This is a genomic window from Arthrobacter sp. MMS24-T111 (assembly GCF_054888995.1).
This window is the reverse complement of sequence record NZ_JBTZRO010000001.1, coordinates 2,442,647-2,458,307: the sequence shown is the minus strand read 5'-3', so window position 1 is coordinate 2,458,307 and position 15,661 is coordinate 2,442,647. Positions and strand designations below refer to the sequence as shown.

Sequence of the window (15,661 nt, the reverse complement as noted above, 5' to 3'; positions counted from 1 at the left end):
GCCTACTTGGCGGTGATGCCGTAGTAGAGGATTTCACCGTTCCAGCCGGTCTCGGCCTTCACAATGTTGTTGCTCCACACGATCGGGCGTGCCTGGTCCCAGAGCGGCAGGCCGGGCAGGTCCTGGAACAGGATCTCCTGGGCCTGGTTGAACTTGGCGTTGGCCTCGTCCGTGCTCTTGGCTGCCAGGCCTTCCTTCAGCAGCTTGTCGAACTCCGGGTTGGAGTACTTTTCGTAGTTGGAGGAAGCGCCCGTGGCCCATACGGGTCCCAGGAAGTTGTAGAGCGACGGGTAGTCACCCTGCCAGCCGGCGCGGGTCAGGCCCGGCAGCTGCTGGGACTTGCGCAGGTTGAGGACCTCGGCGAACTTGGCGAACGGCTGGATTTCAGCCTGGATGCCGAGGTTGTTCTTGAAGCCGTTGGCAACAGCGTCGATCCATTCCTTGTTGCCACCGTCAGTGTTGGAGGCAATCTGGAGCGGCTTGGAAGCGTCGTAGGGCTGGATCTTGTCGGCCTGGGCCCACAGGTCCTTGGCCTTGGCGGGATCGAAGTTCAGGACTTCGCTGCCCTTGAGGCCTTCCTTGAAGCCGTCGATGACCGGCGGAGCGAAAGCCTTGGCCGGGGTGCGGGTGCCGTTGAAGACAACCTTGGCGATTTCCTCGCGGTTGATGGCGTAGGACAGAGCCTGGCGGCGCAGCTTGCCGGCTTCACCCTGGAAGTTCGGGTTGTAGCCCGGGATGTTCAGGGTGGAGTCGGTTGCAACAGCCTTGGTGGCGTTGCGGTCCGGGAAGTCGTTGACGTAGGTCTTCAGCGCGTTGGACGGCAGGACGTCAGTGATGTCCAGGTTGTCCGACTGCAGGTCCGTGTACGCGGGGCCCGGATCGGTGTAGAACTTGAAGGTCACGCCGCCGTTCTTGGCCTCGCGGGTGCCCTTGTAGTCGGCGTTCTTCACCAGGGTGATGGACTGGTCGTGGACCCAGGAACCCTGCTTTTCGAACTTATAGGGACCGTTGCCAACCGGGTTTTCACCGAAGGTCTTGGGGTCGGTGAGAGCAGCGGAAGGAAGCGGGTAGAAAGCGGAGTAGCCAAGGCGCAGGGACCAGTCGGCCTCAGGCTGGGCGAGCTTGACCGTGATGGTGGAATCATCGGTTGCCTGCAGTCCGGACATGGTGTCGGCCTTGGGAGCCGGGGTGGTGGTGGTCTTGCCGTCGGCACCCTTCACTGAGTTCACGGCCGAGACGTCGTCGTAGCCGGCGATGGACTCGAAGAAGAAGCCGTTGTTCTGCAGGTTCTTGGAGTTCGCGGCGAAGTTCCAGGAGTCAACGAAGGTCTTGGCCGTGATGGCTTCCCCGTTGGTGAACTTCGTGCCCTGCTTGACCTTGATGGTCCAGTTCTGCGCGTCGGACGACTCGATGGAATCGGCCAGTGCGTTCACGGCCTTGCCGTTGGCGTCGTAGCTGCGAAGGCCTTCGAAAAGCAGGTTTACGACGCGGCCGCCGTAGACCTCATTGGTGTTCGCCGGCAGCAACGGGTTTTGTGGCTCGTTGCTGTAAGCGGTGATGACCTTGTTCGGATCGCCGGCAGCAGTGCTGGACCCGCCAGTGCTGCCGCCGCCGCCGCACCCGGTCAGGGCAAGCGCGGCGATTGCCACGATGCCCAGTGCTTTGGAAGTGCGCGTAAAACGCATTCCGCCTCCTATGAGTTGTGGGAGAGAGATATTGGGGAAATCTTGTGCTTCCCCGCAGGCTGGACACAGCTGAGTGCTGTGACGAAACCTACATATACGGGTTAGCCTAACCGCACGAAGTCCGGATACTGGTACTCCGTTGCCAAACCGTGATCGGAGCAGTCAAATACCCCGCGAGTGGTGGGCAGTTACGCACGTCACATGCTACTCGTCGGTACGCCAGACGGCGAATCGGGGCCGTGATCGTTCACGTTCCGGCGGGTCCGCCCGCAGCGAAGGGGCTGCCCGGCCTAGGCCAGCCGCCAGTCCCAGACGTTCCACCAGACACCCACAGGACCGGGGCTGGTTTTCACGCCGGCCACCCGGGAGTTGAATGCGGTGGTGCCCAGGGTCTGGTAGAGGGGCAGGCCGTAGGCGTCCTCCCAGACGTGCCTGTCGATGTCGGCGAGGAGCTCGTCCTGTTTCCCAAGGTCGGTGGTGACGGCCAGTTGCGCCATCACCTTGTCCGCATCGGCGTCGGAATAGCCCGTGAAGTTGCTGCCGCCCCCGGTGCGGAAGATCTGCGGCACCCGACTGACTCCCGCCTCGGTGCCGATCCACCCGGACAACGCCGCGTCATAGCCGCCGCGGCTGAGCGCTGCGGCCCAGTCTGCGCTGGCCTGGCCGCCGTCTTCGACGCGGAAGCCCGCACGTTGGGCCGAGTCCCGGATCAGGGTGAAGGCCTTGGCGCGGTTCGGGTTGTCCCGGTTGTACAGGATCCGGACGGTGGGCGTGGCCCCCTTCAGGAGGCTCCGGGCGCCGTCGATGTCCACTGCGGCGTAATCCGAGGAACCGTTCTTCTTCACGGTGTCGGCGTATTTGGGCTGGTCCGGAAGGAAGACCTGCGAATCCAGTGGCTTGTTGTCCGGCGCCTGGCCGCCCAGCACGGCATCCACGATGTCCTGCCGGGGAACCGTTTTGAGGAAGGCCTCGCGAACGTCCTTGTCCTTGAACGGCCCGGCAAAGTTCAGGTCCAGGTGGTCGTAGCCCGCCTGCTTGTAGCGTTGCACGGTGATGCCCTGCCCGGACAGGCCCGTCAGCAGCGCATCGGTGGCAGCGGATGGCTGTGGCGAGATGATGTCCGCCTGCCCGTTGCGCAGGGCATCGACGGCGGCGGGCACGGCACCGGTGAACCGGACGTTGATCTCGTCCAGCCAGGGTTCCTGGCCCCACGTGTAATCCCGGTTCCGGACCAGTTTCATGGAAACCTCCGGGACGATGTCCCGGACGATGTAGGGGCCGCTCGAGAGGTACAGCGCCGGATCATCCGGAATTTTCTTCGTGTCGAACCCGGTGTTCCAGAAGTCGCTGACCTTCTTGAGCGCCGCAATGGTCACGGGCTTCTCAGGATTGCCGCGCGGAGTGTCCTTCAGGAGGTCTACCAGGTCTCCCTCGTCGGTGAGCCCGCTCTTGGCCGCGACCACATGGGCCGGGAGCCCGACGTCGAATGCCACTTCCCAGTCGGCGTACGGCGCGGCGTACTCGAGGGTGATGGATCTGCCGTCCGAGCCGAGTTCCGGAAAGGCCGTACCTGCCAGGCCCGTGGCGTTGGAGGCTGTTGCGAAGTATTTGGTGCCCTTCCCGGTGCCGGGGTCGACGTCGTCGAAATAGCCGGATCCGGCGGCCCAGCTCAGGAGCAGGTCGGCGGCGCCCACCGGAGCACCGTCGGACCACTTGACTCCCTCGTTGACCGTGTATTTCACCTTGAGGGGCTGGTCCGAAACCTTTTCGTAGTGCCCGAACTTGTCGTTGCGGACCACCTTGGAGCTGTCATCGAGGAAGAAGAAACCGGAGTGCGTAATGGCGCCGATCTTTGTGTTGATGTCGGTGTTGCCGTTTGCGCTGTAGGGGTTGAAGGAGGAGAAGGCGTTGACTTCCGCGACGGTCACGCTGCCACCGCGCTTGGCTTCCCCGACCACCACCGACGGGGCACCCCCGCCGGAGCAACCGGACAAAATCAGGGCGGCCGCCACCGCAGCAGTGAGCAGTTGCATCAGCTGCCTGACCGGCATGCCGCCTCCTTTGTGTTTTTCCCTCTCCGGAGGGCAACGGGCCGCCACGAACACGCCCGGTGAAATCAGGATACGCGGTGCCGCTGCCCAGTCATCGAATCCTGTCCCCCTCCCCCATAAACGGGGGCTTCCGGACCAGCCGCTCCCGGCCGGGGTCATCCAGCAGCCCGTGGGCACGGGTCCGGTGGCTGTCCTTGAGCGCCGGATCCATCCGGTCCCACAAAGACACAACCATCCGCGAGCGCGGATTCCGCTCGAAGACCGGACGGTGGTCATCGATGAACGACCAGTACAACCCGTCCCAGTCAGCCATCCACTCCCCCGCCGGCAGGTCCGACATCTTCCGGAGGTAGTTGCTGCCCGAGACATAGGGTTTGGTGGTGATGTCGGCCCCGGCCGCGAATTGGCTCATGGCGTAGACATTAGGGACCATTACCCAGTCGTAGGCGTCGATGAACATCTCCATGAACCACGCATAGACCTCGTCAGGGTGGATCCGCAGCAGGGACATGGCGTTGCCCAGCACCATCAGCCGTTCGATGTGGTGGGCGTAGCCGGTGGCAAGCACGCGCGATATGACAAGGTCCACGGGCGCCAGCCCGGTCCTGGCGTCCCACCAGCCCGCACCGGGGCGGTTCCGGTGGTTGAGCAGGTTGGCGGTCCGCATCCGCCGCCCACGCACCCGATAGGTGGCGCGCATGTACTCGCGCCAGCCGATGACCTGCCGCACGAATCCTTCAAGGGAGGCCAGTGAAGTGTTGTCGTCGGCGCCGTCCAAGGCAGCGTCCAGGACTTCGCGCGGATCAAGCAGGCCGATGTTCAGGACCGGGGTAAGGAGGCCGTGGTTGATGAACGGATGCTCGGCGGAGATCGCGTCTTCGTAGGGTCCGAAGCCGCCCAGTCGCTCTGAAACAAATTCCTGCAGATGTTGGCGGGCCTCCCGTGTCGTCGTAGGCCAGGCGAACAGGTGCGGGTCGCCCGGGGCATCCGGGAATTCCTGCGCCACCCAATCAATCGCGAAGCCGACTTCGCGGGATGCGTCGTCGGTGTGCCGGCTTCCGGCCGGGAGGGAGGGCTCGGTCAGCGCATCAAGGTCGAACGCGCCTTGCTGCTGGAGAGCGGGGTGGTCCCTGAAGCGGCTGACGGTGGGTGGAACATGCCCGCGGGGAAGCTTCTTGCGGTTCTCTGCGTCGAAGGACCATTTTCCGCCGGCCGGTTCGCCGTTATCGACCAGGATGTCCAGCCGCCGGCGTTGCCAGATGTAGAAGTCCTGCATCCGTGGCCGGTTATGGGAGAACCAGTCGTCGATCTGCGTGCGGGTGGTCAGGAAGTTCGGCGTCTCGAGCACGTCTTCGGCGCGCAGCCGGTACCCGCCGTCGGCCAGTCCCGCAGCGAGGTCTTGCTCGAGCCAGTCATCCACGACGTCGAAGCAGGTAACGGACTGCGGACGCCGTCGCCTGACCAGCTCGGCAAGCTGGACACGTGACGTCCGGGTCCGGTCGCTGGGGAGGACCACCACGTCGTAGCCGAGCCCGCGCAGAGTGCGGGCAAACCTGGCCATGGACGCGCGGTGCAGCACCAGTTTGTGGGAGTGGAAGGCGTACTGGCGGTAGTAGAGGTCATGTTCGATGAGGACGAAGACGGTGTCCGTGCCCGTCTCCTCCCAATGCTTCTCGAAGAGTTGATGGGGCAGGACGAGGCGCAGGCGTGGTCCATCAGTCATGGGGAAACCCTATGGTGCCTCGGTTTCGGCCAGGGCCGCCGGCGGTAGGGTGGGCGGACGTCAGGCAATGACATTGGGGGAAGAAATGCTTGAAAACACCGCACGGCCGTCACAGCCGCCACCACCGGCAGCCCATCGCCGCGTCCGGCAGGCGGACCTGCCGACAGAACAGTTGTCCGCCTTGGAACCGGTGCCGAAGGGACGGCTGGCCGGTTGCGTCCTGGCATTGCTTCTCGGCGGCTGGATGCTCACAGTCCCGGTTGTCCTCATTGACCGGCTCAAGGATTCTCCAGGAACGACGGCCGGGGTGCTGTCCATCGTCGTCGTTGCCTGCGCTGTTGTCACCGCCGGCCTCGGGGGGTTCCGTTTCTTCAATCCGAGGGATGAGCGCAAGCCACTGCGGTTGTCCCTTTCTGCTGCCCTGACGGCAAGTATCGCTGCAGGCGCCGCGTCTGCCCTGGTTCCCGAGTACGGCGTGCTTCTGGTAATTCCGGCAGTGTTCGCCGGAATACCTTCCCTGGTCCTGCTTGCCAGGGACGTCAAGGAAGGCTGACCGCCAAGGCCTGCACCCGTTCTGCTCCCGGCCGGCCTCAGGTACGGGCGGTTTGCTGGAGGCAACTGGGCGACACCACCCTGACCGTACTCGCCGGATTGTTGACCAGGGCTGCCGCGGGGCGGACAGGCCGCCGCTGCAGGTCGCCACCGCAGTTGGGACATGACCTGTTGGGAAAGCGCTCGACGCAGTCCGGGCACCACGTGCATTCAAAGGTGCAGATGTAGGCGGGGTCGGAAGGCGCAATGTCGCGGTCGCAACATTCGCAATTGGGACGGATCTCAAGCATCCGACCACTCTAGCCAACGGGACCCGCACGAACGCCCGGTCACACCTTAAGGCCGAACTCCCGGACGGCCGCTGCCCATGAATAATGTTCAGGGTGGATAGGCTGGGTGCATGGCGACCGTTATTCTCGTGCGGCATGGCCGCACCACTGCCAATGCCACGGGGCTGCTGGCCGGCCGGGCGGCCGGCGTCGGCCTGGACCAGCTCGGACGGGACCAGGCCGCACTGACCGCGGACCGGCTCGCGCCGGTGCCGTTGGTCGGCGTGGTGTCCAGTCCGCTTGAGCGGTGCCTGCAGACCGCCCGGTTCATCCTGGACCGCCAGGCCGGTGCGCCGCATGCGCCGACCGATCCGGATCTCACCGAGTGCGATTACGGCCGGTGGCAGGGCCGCCTGCTCAGCGAACTCGCAACAGACGCACTGTGGCCGGTCGTGCAGTCGCAACCGTCCGCCGTCGTCTTTCCGGGCGGCGAAGCCATGGCCGGGATGCAGGCCCGGTCGGTGGCAGCTGTCCGACGCCACGACGCAGCCTTCGAAGCCGAGTACGGGCCGGGGGCCGTCTGGGCAGCGGTGAGCCACGGCGACATCATCAAGTCAATCCTCGCTGACGCGCTCGGCATGCACCTTGATCTGTTCCAGCGGATTAACGTCGGTCCCGCGTCCGTATCGATCGTGCGCTACGGTGCCAACCGGCCGAGCGTCTACGCCACCAACACCGATGCCGGCGACCTGTCGTGGTTGTCGAAGGGCATGGACGCCGTCGACGCTCCTGTAGGCGGCGGCGCGGGGCACAAGGCGCCGTGAACCCCATGTGCCTAGAATACTGACATGCCTACACGTGTTCACGAGTTTGACTGGCCTGACCGGGTGGTTGTTGGCACCATTGGCCTGCCGGGGGCGCGTACGTTCTACCTTCAGGTACGGGCAGGGGCGCAGCTGGTGAGTATCGCCATGGAGAAGCAGCAGTCCGCCCTGCTTGCGGAGAAGATCGACGAAATCCTCGACCAGCTCATCACCGTCGAGGGCAATCCCTTCAGCATTCCCACTGGCACGCCCCCTGAACTTGTCGACAACGACCAGCTTGAGGCCGTCCAGGAACAGTTCCGCACCGGGGCCATGAGCTTGGGGTGGGACCCCAGCACGGCCCAGGTGGTGATTGAGGCGCATCCCATTACCGATGCCGATGACGACGACGAATCGTTTGACGAGGACTCCGACGAGTCGGAAATGCTGGTGGTGCGGATGCCTGTCGGCACCGCCCGTGCCTTCGCCAAGCGGACCCGTGAGATCGTGGGCGCCGGACGTCCAGCGTGCCCGATCTGCGGCTACCCCATAGACGCCGACGGGCACACCTGCACCCTTCCCGAGGCCTGATGCCGGCGCCGGACCTGCTGGCCGCCGAGCTGACTCTCACCGGCCGCATCACGACGGCATCAAACGCTACGTTCCTGGGCAGCATCGGCGACGTGGCCGTCGTTTACAAGCCGGTTGCAGGCGAGCGGCCGTTGGGGGATTTTCCCGCGGGATCCCTGGCCCGCAGGGAGGTGGCCGCGTACCGGGTCTCGCAGGTCCTGGGCTGGGACATCGTGCCCCGCACCTGGCTGCGCGATGGTCCGATGGGCGAAGGGATGGTCCAGCTCTGGCAGGAGCGGGACCCCGCCCAGAGCCCCGTGGACCTGGTCGCTACGGAGCAGGTGCCGGAGACGGGCTGGAAACAAATCCTCGAGGGACAGGACGAGCGTGGACGGATGGTCGCGCTGGTCCACGAAGACTCGCCGGCCCTCAGGCGCATGGCAGTGTTCGACATCATCGTCAATAACGCCGACCGCAAGGGCGACCACATCCTTGCCATGCCGCGCGGACACCGGCACGGCGTGGACCATGGGCTCACCTTTCACAGCGACCACAAGCTCCGCACAGTGCTGTGGGGATGGCTGGGAGAGGCCCTGACCGCCGAGGAGCGCGCCGGCGTCGACCGTGTCAGCGCGGGACTTGACGGCGAACTGGGCCGGGACCTGGCGGACCTGATCAGCGCCGAAGAAATCGCATCGCTCGCCGCCCGCTGCGCCCGGTTGCGCCAGACGGGGCGGTTTCCGGCTCCGAGCGGCGAAATGTCGGCGGTACCTTGGCCGCTGTTCTGAGGAACTTCCCCCGGATGCTTCGCAGCCATCGGGCATGAGGGTGGCCGCAGTATGCCCGCCAACCGGAGACCAAAGAACGAAGGCCGCCAAGAACCATCGTTCTTCGCAGCCATCGCACCGGCGCCCCTGGACTAGACGTTGAAGCGGAACTCCACCACGTCGCCGTCGGCCATGACGTATTCCTTGCCCTCGATCCGGACCTTGCCGCGGGATTTTGCCTCGGCCATGGAGCCTGCTTCAACGAGGTCGTTGAAGGACACCACCTCGGCCTTGATGAACCCGCGCTGGAAATCGGAGTGGATGACACCGGCGGCCTGAGGTGCCGTATCGCCCTGCCGGATGGTCCAGGCGCGGGTTTCTTTCGGCCCGGCGGTGAGGTAGGTCTGGAGCCCCAGGGTGTGGAAGCCAACACGGGCGAGCTGGTCGAGGCCGGATTCGTCCTGGCCGTTCATTTCGAGCATCTCGCGGGCTTCTGCCTCATCCAGTTCGACGAGGTCAGATTCCAGCTTTGCGTCAAGGAAGATGCAGTCGGCCGGGGCCACCAAGGCGCGCAGCTCGGCTTGCTTCTCGGGGCTTCCGAGGATTCCCTCGTCGGCGTTGAAGACGTAGATGAAGGGCTTGGCGGTCAGCAGGCCGAGTTCCTTCAGGTGCTCCATCTCCAGCTTGTCGCTCTTGATCGAGGAGAAGATCGTGTCGCCACGTTCCAGCACCGCCTGGGCAGCCTTCACGGCGGCCAGTTCGGCGGCTTCGCGCTTCTTGATCTTGACTTCTTTTTCGATCCGCGGGACGGCCTTTTCAATGGTCTGCAGGTCGGCGAGGATCAGCTCGGTGTTGATCGTCTCCATGTCGGACCGGGGGTCCACCTTGCCGTCGACGTGGATGACGTCGGGATCGTCGAACACGCGGACCACCTGGGCGATCGCCTCAGCCTCGCGGATGTTGGCCAGGAACTGGTTTCCCAGCCCTTCGCCCTCCGAGGCGCCCTTGACGATGCCGGCGATGTCGACGAAGGACACGGCGGCGGGAAGCACGCGCTGGGAGCCGAAGATGGCAGCCAGCTTCTCCAGCCGCGGGTCCGGCAGGTTTACGACTCCGACGTTGGGCTCGATCGTGGCGAACGGATAGTTCGCCGCGAGCACCTGGTTGCGGGTCAGTGCGTTGAAAAGGGTTGATTTGCCGACGTTGGGCAGTCCGACGATGCCAATAGTAAGAGCCACGAGCATTGATTCTACCCGCCGGGTCCCTCCGGCCAGTACCCGGGGATGTCACTGGCCGTGATTGTCGGAGGCCCGTGCAACAGTGAAGCCATGGATGCTTTTGCCTTGATTCTGGCCCTTCTGATGTTGCTGCTGGGTGCACTTGCCGGTGCCGCGGCCATGTATGTCCTGCTGCGCAGGAACTCCCGCGGGCTGGAGGCGGACTTTGACGCGGTCTCGTCCCGGCTTTCGGAGGTGACGGCCCAGCTGGCAGCGGCCGACGCCGAGCGGCGGCTTTTGGCTGCCCAGAACCGTGACCTCGGTGAGGCACGGACGCAGGACGGCAGCGTGCTGCGCGCCCTGGCCCCGGTGGCGGAAAAGCTGTCCGCGGTCCAGCAGCAGGTGGCGCTCCTGGAACGGGACCGGGTGGAACAGTACGGCCAGCTGGCACAGCAATTGCAGGAAGCCCGGCTGTCCGACGAGCAGCTGATCCGCTCCACGCACGCGCTGGAATCGGCCTTGCGGTCAAACAGCGCCAGGGGCCAATGGGGCGAGGTACAGCTTCGGCGGGTCGTGGAGGCTGCGGGGATGCTCCGCCACGTGGACTTCGTGGAGCAGGCCCACAGTGCGGGGCACGATTCGTCCGTCCGCCCCGACCTGGTGGTGCAGTTGCCGGGCGGGAAACAACTGGTGGTGGACGCCAAGGTGCCGTTGTCGTCCTACCTGGAGGCCCAGGATCTCGGTGTGGTGGATCCCCGCACGGTCCAGCCGTCCGTGGCGCGGTCCGGGAATGACGCCCGCAGCCAGGCGCTGCTGGCGGCGCACGCCAAGGCGTTGAGGGCGCATGTGGACGCTCTGGGCACCAAGAAGTACTGGGACATCCCGGGGAATTCGCCGGAGCTGGTGGTCTGCTTTATTCCCGCGGAATCGATTCTTGCCGCGGCACTGACGGCAGACGCCGGACTCCTGGACTACGCGTTGTCGCGGAACGTGGTCCTCGCCTCGCCGAGTACGCTGCTTGCGGTACTGAAGTCCGTGGCGTTCACCTGGCGCCAGGACGTCCTGACGGACAGCGCACGCGAACTGTTCGAGCTCGCGCGGCAGCTGTACGACCGGATGGGAACGCTGGGTGAGAACGTCGGGAAGCTCGGCTCGTCCCTGAAGTCGTCGGTGGATCGCTACAACGCCATGGTGGGGACCCTGGAAGCGCGGATCCTGCCCACGGCCCGGAAGCTCAACACCTTGGAAGATTCAGGCCTCGTCACCCCGGCCCTGGTGGAGGCAACCCCGCGCGCGCTGGTGGCACCCGAACTCCAGGGTGATGACGAAGCGGCCTGAGGACCGTCGGAGATGCTGGAAGGGCCGGGCAGTTTCATTGAAACTGCCCGGCCCTTCCTTCACGCTGTTGCCTGCTGCCGTCCGCCTGCTGTGATGGGTCCTCGCCCGCGGGGGTGGTCAGCTGCGGGTACGGCGGCCGCCCAGGGCGCGGCTGACGTCGCCGGCTTCCTTGAGGGTTGCACGGAAGCTCCTTGGGCAGCGAGAACAGCAGGTCCTCCTCGGCGGTGACCACTTCTTCCACCGCACCGTAGCCATAGTCGGCCAGCAGCCGCAGGACGTCCTGCACCAGGACCTCCGGAACTGAGGCCCCGGACGTGACGCCCACGGTGGCGACGCCTTCGAACCAGGTTTCGTCAACCTCGTTCGCGAAGTCCACCCGGTACGAGGCCTTGGCGCCGTATTCCAGCGCCACCTCCACCAGCCGGACGGAGTTGGAGGAGTTGGCGGAACCGACCACGATCACCAGGTCCGCCTTGGGTGCGATCTTCTTGATGGCCACCTGCCGGTTTGTGGTGGCGTAGCAGATGTCATCGCTGGGCGGATCCTGCAGGGTGGGGAACCTGTCCTTGAGCAACCGGACGGTTTCCATGGTCTCGTCGACGCTGAGGGTGGTCTGGGACAGCCAGATGACCTTTTCCGGATCGCGGACGGTCACTTTGTCCACTTCGTGGGGCCCATTGATGATCTGGATGTGGTCCGGCGCTTCACCGGAGGTGCCTTCCACTTCCTCGTGGCCGTCGTGGCCGATCAGGAGGATGTCGAAGTCGTCCTTGGCGAAGCGGACGGCTTCCTTGTGCACCTTGGTGACCAGGGGGCAGGTGGCATCGATGGTGCGCAGTCCGCGGCTCTCCGCCGATTCGACGACGGCCGGGGAAACGCCGTGGGCGGAGAAGATCACCAGCGCGCCCTCCGGGACTTCGTCAGTCTCGTCCACGAAGATGGCGCCTTTTTCCTCGAGCGAGCTGACCACGTGGACATTGTGGACGATCTGCTTGCGGACATACACGGGCGGGCCGTAGTGCTCCAGCGCCTTCTCGACGGCGATCACTGCCCGGTCAACACCGGCGCAATAGCCGCGCGGGGCGGCCAGCAGCACCTTCTTGGTTCCGTTCACGGGGGCCGCGGCCGCCACTTCCTGGGGCGAGCGGCGCCGGCGCGGAACGGTTGGCATCGAAAGGGGTACAGCCGAGGTGGTCATCCCTCCATGCTACCGGCTGGCCCGCACCCGTTTCCGGGAGGCGAACAACGTCACAATCCCCGCTGCCAGCAGGACCGCGCCGGTCACCGCCGTGGCACCGATCCAGGCCTGGAAGTCAGCCGTTGCCACGCCCACGAATTCGTCGCGGAACATGTTGGCCACCGAACTGCCCGTGTCTGTGGCCGCGGCACGGGCCGATCCCAGTTGCGTTCCGAGCGACCAGAGCCCGGCGAGGGCCAGGCTGCCAAGGCCCGCAGCGAACAGCACGGTCCAGCGGCGGCGGGCTGCGACGAGTGCCAACAGGAACGCAATGCCGGCGCCGATGGCGGCGATGTAGCCCATGGGAGCGTAGGTGGCCAGCCGCTCCGCCCACTCGCGTTGTGCGGGTTGGCCGACGTTGATCAACGTTTGGTCCGGCGGGGAGAGGGGAAGCCGGGTGGTGCGGGAGATTTCCTCCGAACCGAGGGCAACCAACGGGGCCACGTCAAGGGTGATCGACGACGCCGGAACGTTGCCGGCCTCCCCGGCCGGGCTGGCAAAATTCAGGCGGTGGCTCCTGCGAAGGGTCTCCTCCCACGCTGCGGGGTAGCCGGGAAGCTGGGTCAGGGACTCCGCGGCCTTCTCCAGGACCGAGTCGACCAGCCCGGACAGGGCGCCGGGAACCGAACCGGTATCGATCGTTCCCACGGCCGCGGCAGCGAGTTTCTTCTGGAAGTCCGCGTTCTTGCCAAGGGGCGCCGCAAGCCGGACAAATCCGTCTTCCTGGATGATGTTCCGGTCCACCCACATGGCGGGGACGGCGACGGATGCCAGGAGGATGCCCAGCACGGCGGCGAGGGCGGAAATGAAAGTGCGCACGGCAGGTCCTTCGGGGTTGGGGGCCTCACTCCATCCTAGGCAGGCCCGCTGGCCGTCCCTGTCAGCCCCGGGTGCTAGACCTTTTGGATAAGGTTGATTGACCGCCCACAACAGTTGAAGGACACCATGCCCGCAGCACCAGCCCCGCACCGGCGTCCGCATGTCTGACGAGGCGTCCCTTCCGGGTGCCGCGCCCACCACATTGCCGGCCACCGCAGCGGAAACCAGCCCGGACAATCCCTGGCCTCTGCAACTGTTGTCGCAGAAGCTGAAGGCGCACATCGACCGGACCCCGTCGGCGTGGGTGGAAGGCCAGGTCATCGAACTGAACCGCCGGGGCACCAACGCGTACATCACCCTTCGCGACGTTGACGCGGAAGTATCGCTGCCGGCGTCCGTCTGGACGAAAGTGCTGGAGCGGCAGAACCTTCCGCTCGAGCGGGGCTCACGGGTGGTTGCACTGCTGAAGCCCGAGTTCTGGATGAAGACCGGACGGTTGAACATGCTGGTCCGGGACATCCGTCCAGTCGGCCTGGGCGACCTTCTGGCCAGGATCGAACGGCTGCGCCAGGCCCTGGCCGCGGAAGGCTTGTTCGCCGATTCGCGGAAGAAGCCCCTGCCGTTGCTGCCGCACCGCATCGGCCTGATCACCGGCCGCGACTCGGACGCGAAGAAAGACATCCTGCGCAACGCGGCATTGCGGTGGCCGGCTGTGGAGTTCGAGATCCGCGAAGTGGCGGTGCAGGGCAACACCGCCGTGTCCCAGGTTGTCAGGGCACTTCGTGAACTGGACGGGCTGCCGGAGGTTGACGTCATTGTCATTGCCCGGGGCGGTGGCGCCCTGGAGGACCTCCTGCCGTTCAACAGCGAGGACCTGGTCCGGGCGGTGGCCGCTGCGGCAACTCCCGTGGTCAGTGCCATCGGGCATGAGGCGGACCGCCCGCTGCTGGACTACGTTGCCGATCTTCGGGCCTCCACGCCTACGGACGCTGCCAAGCGGATCGTTCCGGAAGTCTCCGAAGAACTGGCAGGCGTCCGCCAGGCGCGGGAACAGCTGCGGCGCTGCATGGAACGGCTGGTGGACCGGGAGTCGGACCGCCTGGCCGCACTCCACTCGCGGCCCGTGATGGCAGCACCCGAGGGCATGGTTTCCGTCCGCGCCGAGGAAATGGAGCGGCTGCTGCGGCGCTCCTCGGCGGCCGTGAATTCCACGGTGGTGCGGGCGGCGGACCAGCTGGAGCACCTGAAGGCCCAAGTGCGCGCACTGTCACCGCAGAAGACGCTCGACCGGGGGTACGCCGTCGTCGAACTGGCAGGTGACCAGAGCGCCCGGATCGCAGCGTCCGGGCACGCCGTCGTCCGCCGCCCTGCTGAGGCGCCGGCGGGCTCCGCTTTGTCCATCCGGGTGGCGGAGGGCCGGTTTGGCGCCACCTCCACCGGGCTGCTGCAACCAGGCAAACCAGACCACCAGCAAGGATTGGAAGAGAAGGCATGACCGAACAAAAACCGGAGCCGGACGTCGCGGGGCTGAGCTACGAGGACGCCCGGGAACAGCTCATCGCGGTGGTGGGCAGGCTGGAAGCAGGAGGGGCAAGCCTCGAAGAATCCCTGGCATTATGGGAGCGCGGAGAGGCGCTGGCCGCACGCTGCGAGGAGTGGCTGGAGGGCGCACGGAAGAGGTTGGCAGCCGCGCGCGACCAGCCGCTCTAAGCCGCCGCAGCCGCCCGTCAGGACCGGGCCACGAGCTTCCCGTTCAATGTCCACGTCGAACTCTGCTTTGGGCCACTCCAGGCGAAGATCGGACAGTGCCGACATCACCAATTGCTGCACGGCGATCCGGGCATACCACTTCTTGTTGGCCGGAACCACATACCAAGGGGCCGCCGCCGTGCTGGTTGCGTCAAAGGCGGCCTGGTAGGCCGCCATGTAGTCGTCCCAGAAGGCCCGCTCCTTCAAGTCACCGCTGCTGTACTTCCAGTGCTTGGCAGGATTGTCCAGGCGGGCCAACAGCCGGGATTTCTGCTCATCCCTGCTGATGTTGAGCATCACTTTGACGATCCTGGTGCCGGCGTCGGCCTGGCGTCCCTCGAATTCGTTGATGGCCCGGTAGCGCCGGGTGATCTCTTCCGGCGTGGCCCAATTGTGGACCCGGTGGATGAGGACGTCCTCGTAATGGGAGCGGTCGAAGATCCCCACCATACCGGCCGCCGGCACCTCCTTCTCGATGCGCCAGAGGAAATCGTAGGACTTCTCCTGCTCGGAGGGGGCCTTGAACGCCTTGAACTGGACGCCTTGGGGGTCCATGGTGGCCATGACGTGGTTGACGATGCCGCCCTTGCCTGCGGTGTCCATCGCCTGCAGGACCAGCAGGATCCGCTTCTTCCCGCCGAACCGTGACTCCGCGAACAGCTTCTCCTGCAGCTCCGTGAGCTTCCCGTCCAGGTCAGCCAGCAGCGCTTCGCCGTCAGCTTTGTTGCCGCCGTAGCCCGGAGTGGCGTCAGGGTCCACCGCGGCCAGGGAAAATCCCTTGCCAACGCGCAGGGTGTCAGAGGGGTGCTGGTCGAAACCGACAATGCTGGCCACGGGGGTCCTTCCCTGGGAGGTTCACGGACGCGGTGCGCCCGTGACCA

Annotated in this window: 14 protein-coding genes and 1 pseudogene; 7 read left to right on the top strand and 8 right to left on the bottom strand. The window is 65.6% G+C overall.

Annotated elements, in window-relative coordinates; all coding sequences use genetic code 11:
* Positions 1 to 2: 2 nt before the first annotated feature.
* From ACX5I6_RS11590 to ACX5I6_RS11580, 3 genes are all read right to left on the bottom strand, one after another.
* Positions 3 to 1,685: a peptide ABC transporter substrate-binding protein gene (locus ACX5I6_RS11590; RefSeq protein WP_018760326.1), complete on the bottom strand. Its 1,683-nt coding sequence runs from the start codon at positions 1,683 to 1,685 to the stop codon at positions 3 to 5.
* 290 nt (positions 1,686 to 1,975) lie between these two features.
* Positions 1,976 to 3,736, bottom strand: coding sequence for an ABC transporter family substrate-binding protein (locus ACX5I6_RS11585; RefSeq protein WP_461840566.1), 1,761 nt, complete (start codon positions 3,734 to 3,736; stop codon positions 1,976 to 1,978).
* A gap of 91 nt (positions 3,737 to 3,827) precedes the next feature.
* Complete coding sequence (locus tag ACX5I6_RS11580) at positions 3,828 to 5,459, bottom strand: cryptochrome/photolyase family protein (protein WP_461840565.1); 1,632 nt, start codon at positions 5,457 to 5,459, stop codon at positions 3,828 to 3,830.
* Between the two features lie 85 nt (positions 5,460 to 5,544).
* Between ACX5I6_RS11580 and ACX5I6_RS11575 the strand changes: the two genes are divergently transcribed.
* Entirely contained in the window at positions 5,545 to 6,012 is a 468-nt protein-coding gene (locus ACX5I6_RS11575) for a hypothetical protein (RefSeq protein WP_461840564.1), read from the top strand.
* Positions 6,013 to 6,049: 37 nt separating this feature from the next.
* On the opposite strand, the gene ACX5I6_RS11570 is transcribed toward ACX5I6_RS11575, so the two are convergent.
* A complete protein-coding gene (locus ACX5I6_RS11570) occupies positions 6,050 to 6,301 on the bottom strand; it encodes a DUF1272 domain-containing protein (RefSeq protein WP_081624095.1) in 252 nt (83 codons plus the stop codon).
* A 110-nt stretch (positions 6,302 to 6,411) separates the two neighbouring features.
* On the opposite strand from ACX5I6_RS11570, the gene ACX5I6_RS11565 reads away from it, so the two are divergent.
* From ACX5I6_RS11565 to ACX5I6_RS11555, 3 genes are read left to right on the top strand one after another with little or no spacing between them, the layout of a single operon-like run.
* Positions 6,412 to 7,104, top strand: coding sequence for a histidine phosphatase family protein (locus ACX5I6_RS11565; protein ID WP_461840563.1), 693 nt, complete (start codon positions 6,412 to 6,414; stop codon positions 7,102 to 7,104).
* A gap of 24 nt (positions 7,105 to 7,128) precedes the next feature.
* Positions 7,129 to 7,674, top strand: a complete 546-nt coding sequence (locus ACX5I6_RS11560) for a DUF3090 domain-containing protein (RefSeq protein WP_285320018.1) — start codon at positions 7,129 to 7,131, stop codon at positions 7,672 to 7,674.
* A complete protein-coding gene (locus tag ACX5I6_RS11555; RefSeq protein ID WP_461840562.1) occupies positions 7,674 to 8,441 on the top strand; it encodes an SCO1664 family protein in 768 nt (255 codons plus the stop codon). The genes ACX5I6_RS11560 and ACX5I6_RS11555 overlap by 1 nt, the downstream gene beginning before the upstream one ends.
* Positions 8,442 to 8,572: 131 nt before the next feature.
* Here the strand turns inward: ACX5I6_RS11555 and ychF are convergent, their stop codons facing one another.
* Positions 8,573 to 9,658 carry a redox-regulated ATPase YchF gene (ychF, locus tag ACX5I6_RS11550; protein WP_026264273.1) on the bottom strand — a complete coding sequence of 362 codons (1,086 nt, stop codon included), beginning with the start codon at positions 9,656 to 9,658 and terminating at the stop codon, positions 8,573 to 8,575.
* A 90-nt stretch (positions 9,659 to 9,748) separates the two neighbouring features.
* Between ychF and ACX5I6_RS11545 the strand changes: the two genes are divergently transcribed.
* Positions 9,749 to 10,975, top strand: coding sequence for a DNA recombination protein RmuC (locus ACX5I6_RS11545; RefSeq protein ID WP_026264274.1), 1,227 nt, complete (start codon positions 9,749 to 9,751; stop codon positions 10,973 to 10,975).
* A gap of 117 nt (positions 10,976 to 11,092) precedes the next feature.
* On the opposite strand, the pseudogene ACX5I6_RS11540 reads toward ACX5I6_RS11545, so the two are convergent.
* Both ACX5I6_RS11540 and ACX5I6_RS11535 read right to left on the bottom strand, forming a co-directional pair.
* A pseudogene (locus ACX5I6_RS11540) lies at positions 11,093 to 12,173 on the bottom strand (4-hydroxy-3-methylbut-2-enyl diphosphate reductase).
* A 9-nt stretch (positions 12,174 to 12,182) separates the two neighbouring features.
* Positions 12,183 to 13,031, bottom strand: coding sequence for a hypothetical protein (locus ACX5I6_RS11535; RefSeq protein ID WP_461840561.1), 849 nt, complete (start codon positions 13,029 to 13,031; stop codon positions 12,183 to 12,185).
* Positions 13,032 to 13,191: 160 nt separating this feature from the next.
* Here ACX5I6_RS11535 and xseA point away from each other — a divergent pair, with 160 nt between their 5' ends.
* Positions 13,192 to 14,526 carry an exodeoxyribonuclease VII large subunit gene (gene xseA / locus ACX5I6_RS11530; RefSeq protein WP_461840560.1) on the top strand — a complete coding sequence of 445 codons (1,335 nt, stop codon included), beginning with the start codon at positions 13,192 to 13,194 and terminating at the stop codon, positions 14,524 to 14,526.
* Positions 14,523 to 14,741 carry an exodeoxyribonuclease VII small subunit gene (locus ACX5I6_RS11525; protein WP_018760338.1) on the top strand — a complete coding sequence of 73 codons (219 nt, stop codon included), beginning with the start codon at positions 14,523 to 14,525 and terminating at the stop codon, positions 14,739 to 14,741. The genes xseA and ACX5I6_RS11525 overlap by 4 nt, the downstream gene beginning before the upstream one ends.
* On the opposite strand, the gene ACX5I6_RS11520 is transcribed toward ACX5I6_RS11525, so the two are convergent.
* Positions 14,646 to 15,614, bottom strand: a complete 969-nt coding sequence (locus ACX5I6_RS11520; RefSeq protein ID WP_461840559.1) for a polyphosphate kinase 2 family protein — start codon at positions 15,612 to 15,614, stop codon at positions 14,646 to 14,648. The two genes, ACX5I6_RS11525 and ACX5I6_RS11520, sit on opposite strands and share 96 nt — an antisense overlap.
* Between the last annotated feature and the right edge of the window lie 47 nt (positions 15,615 to 15,661).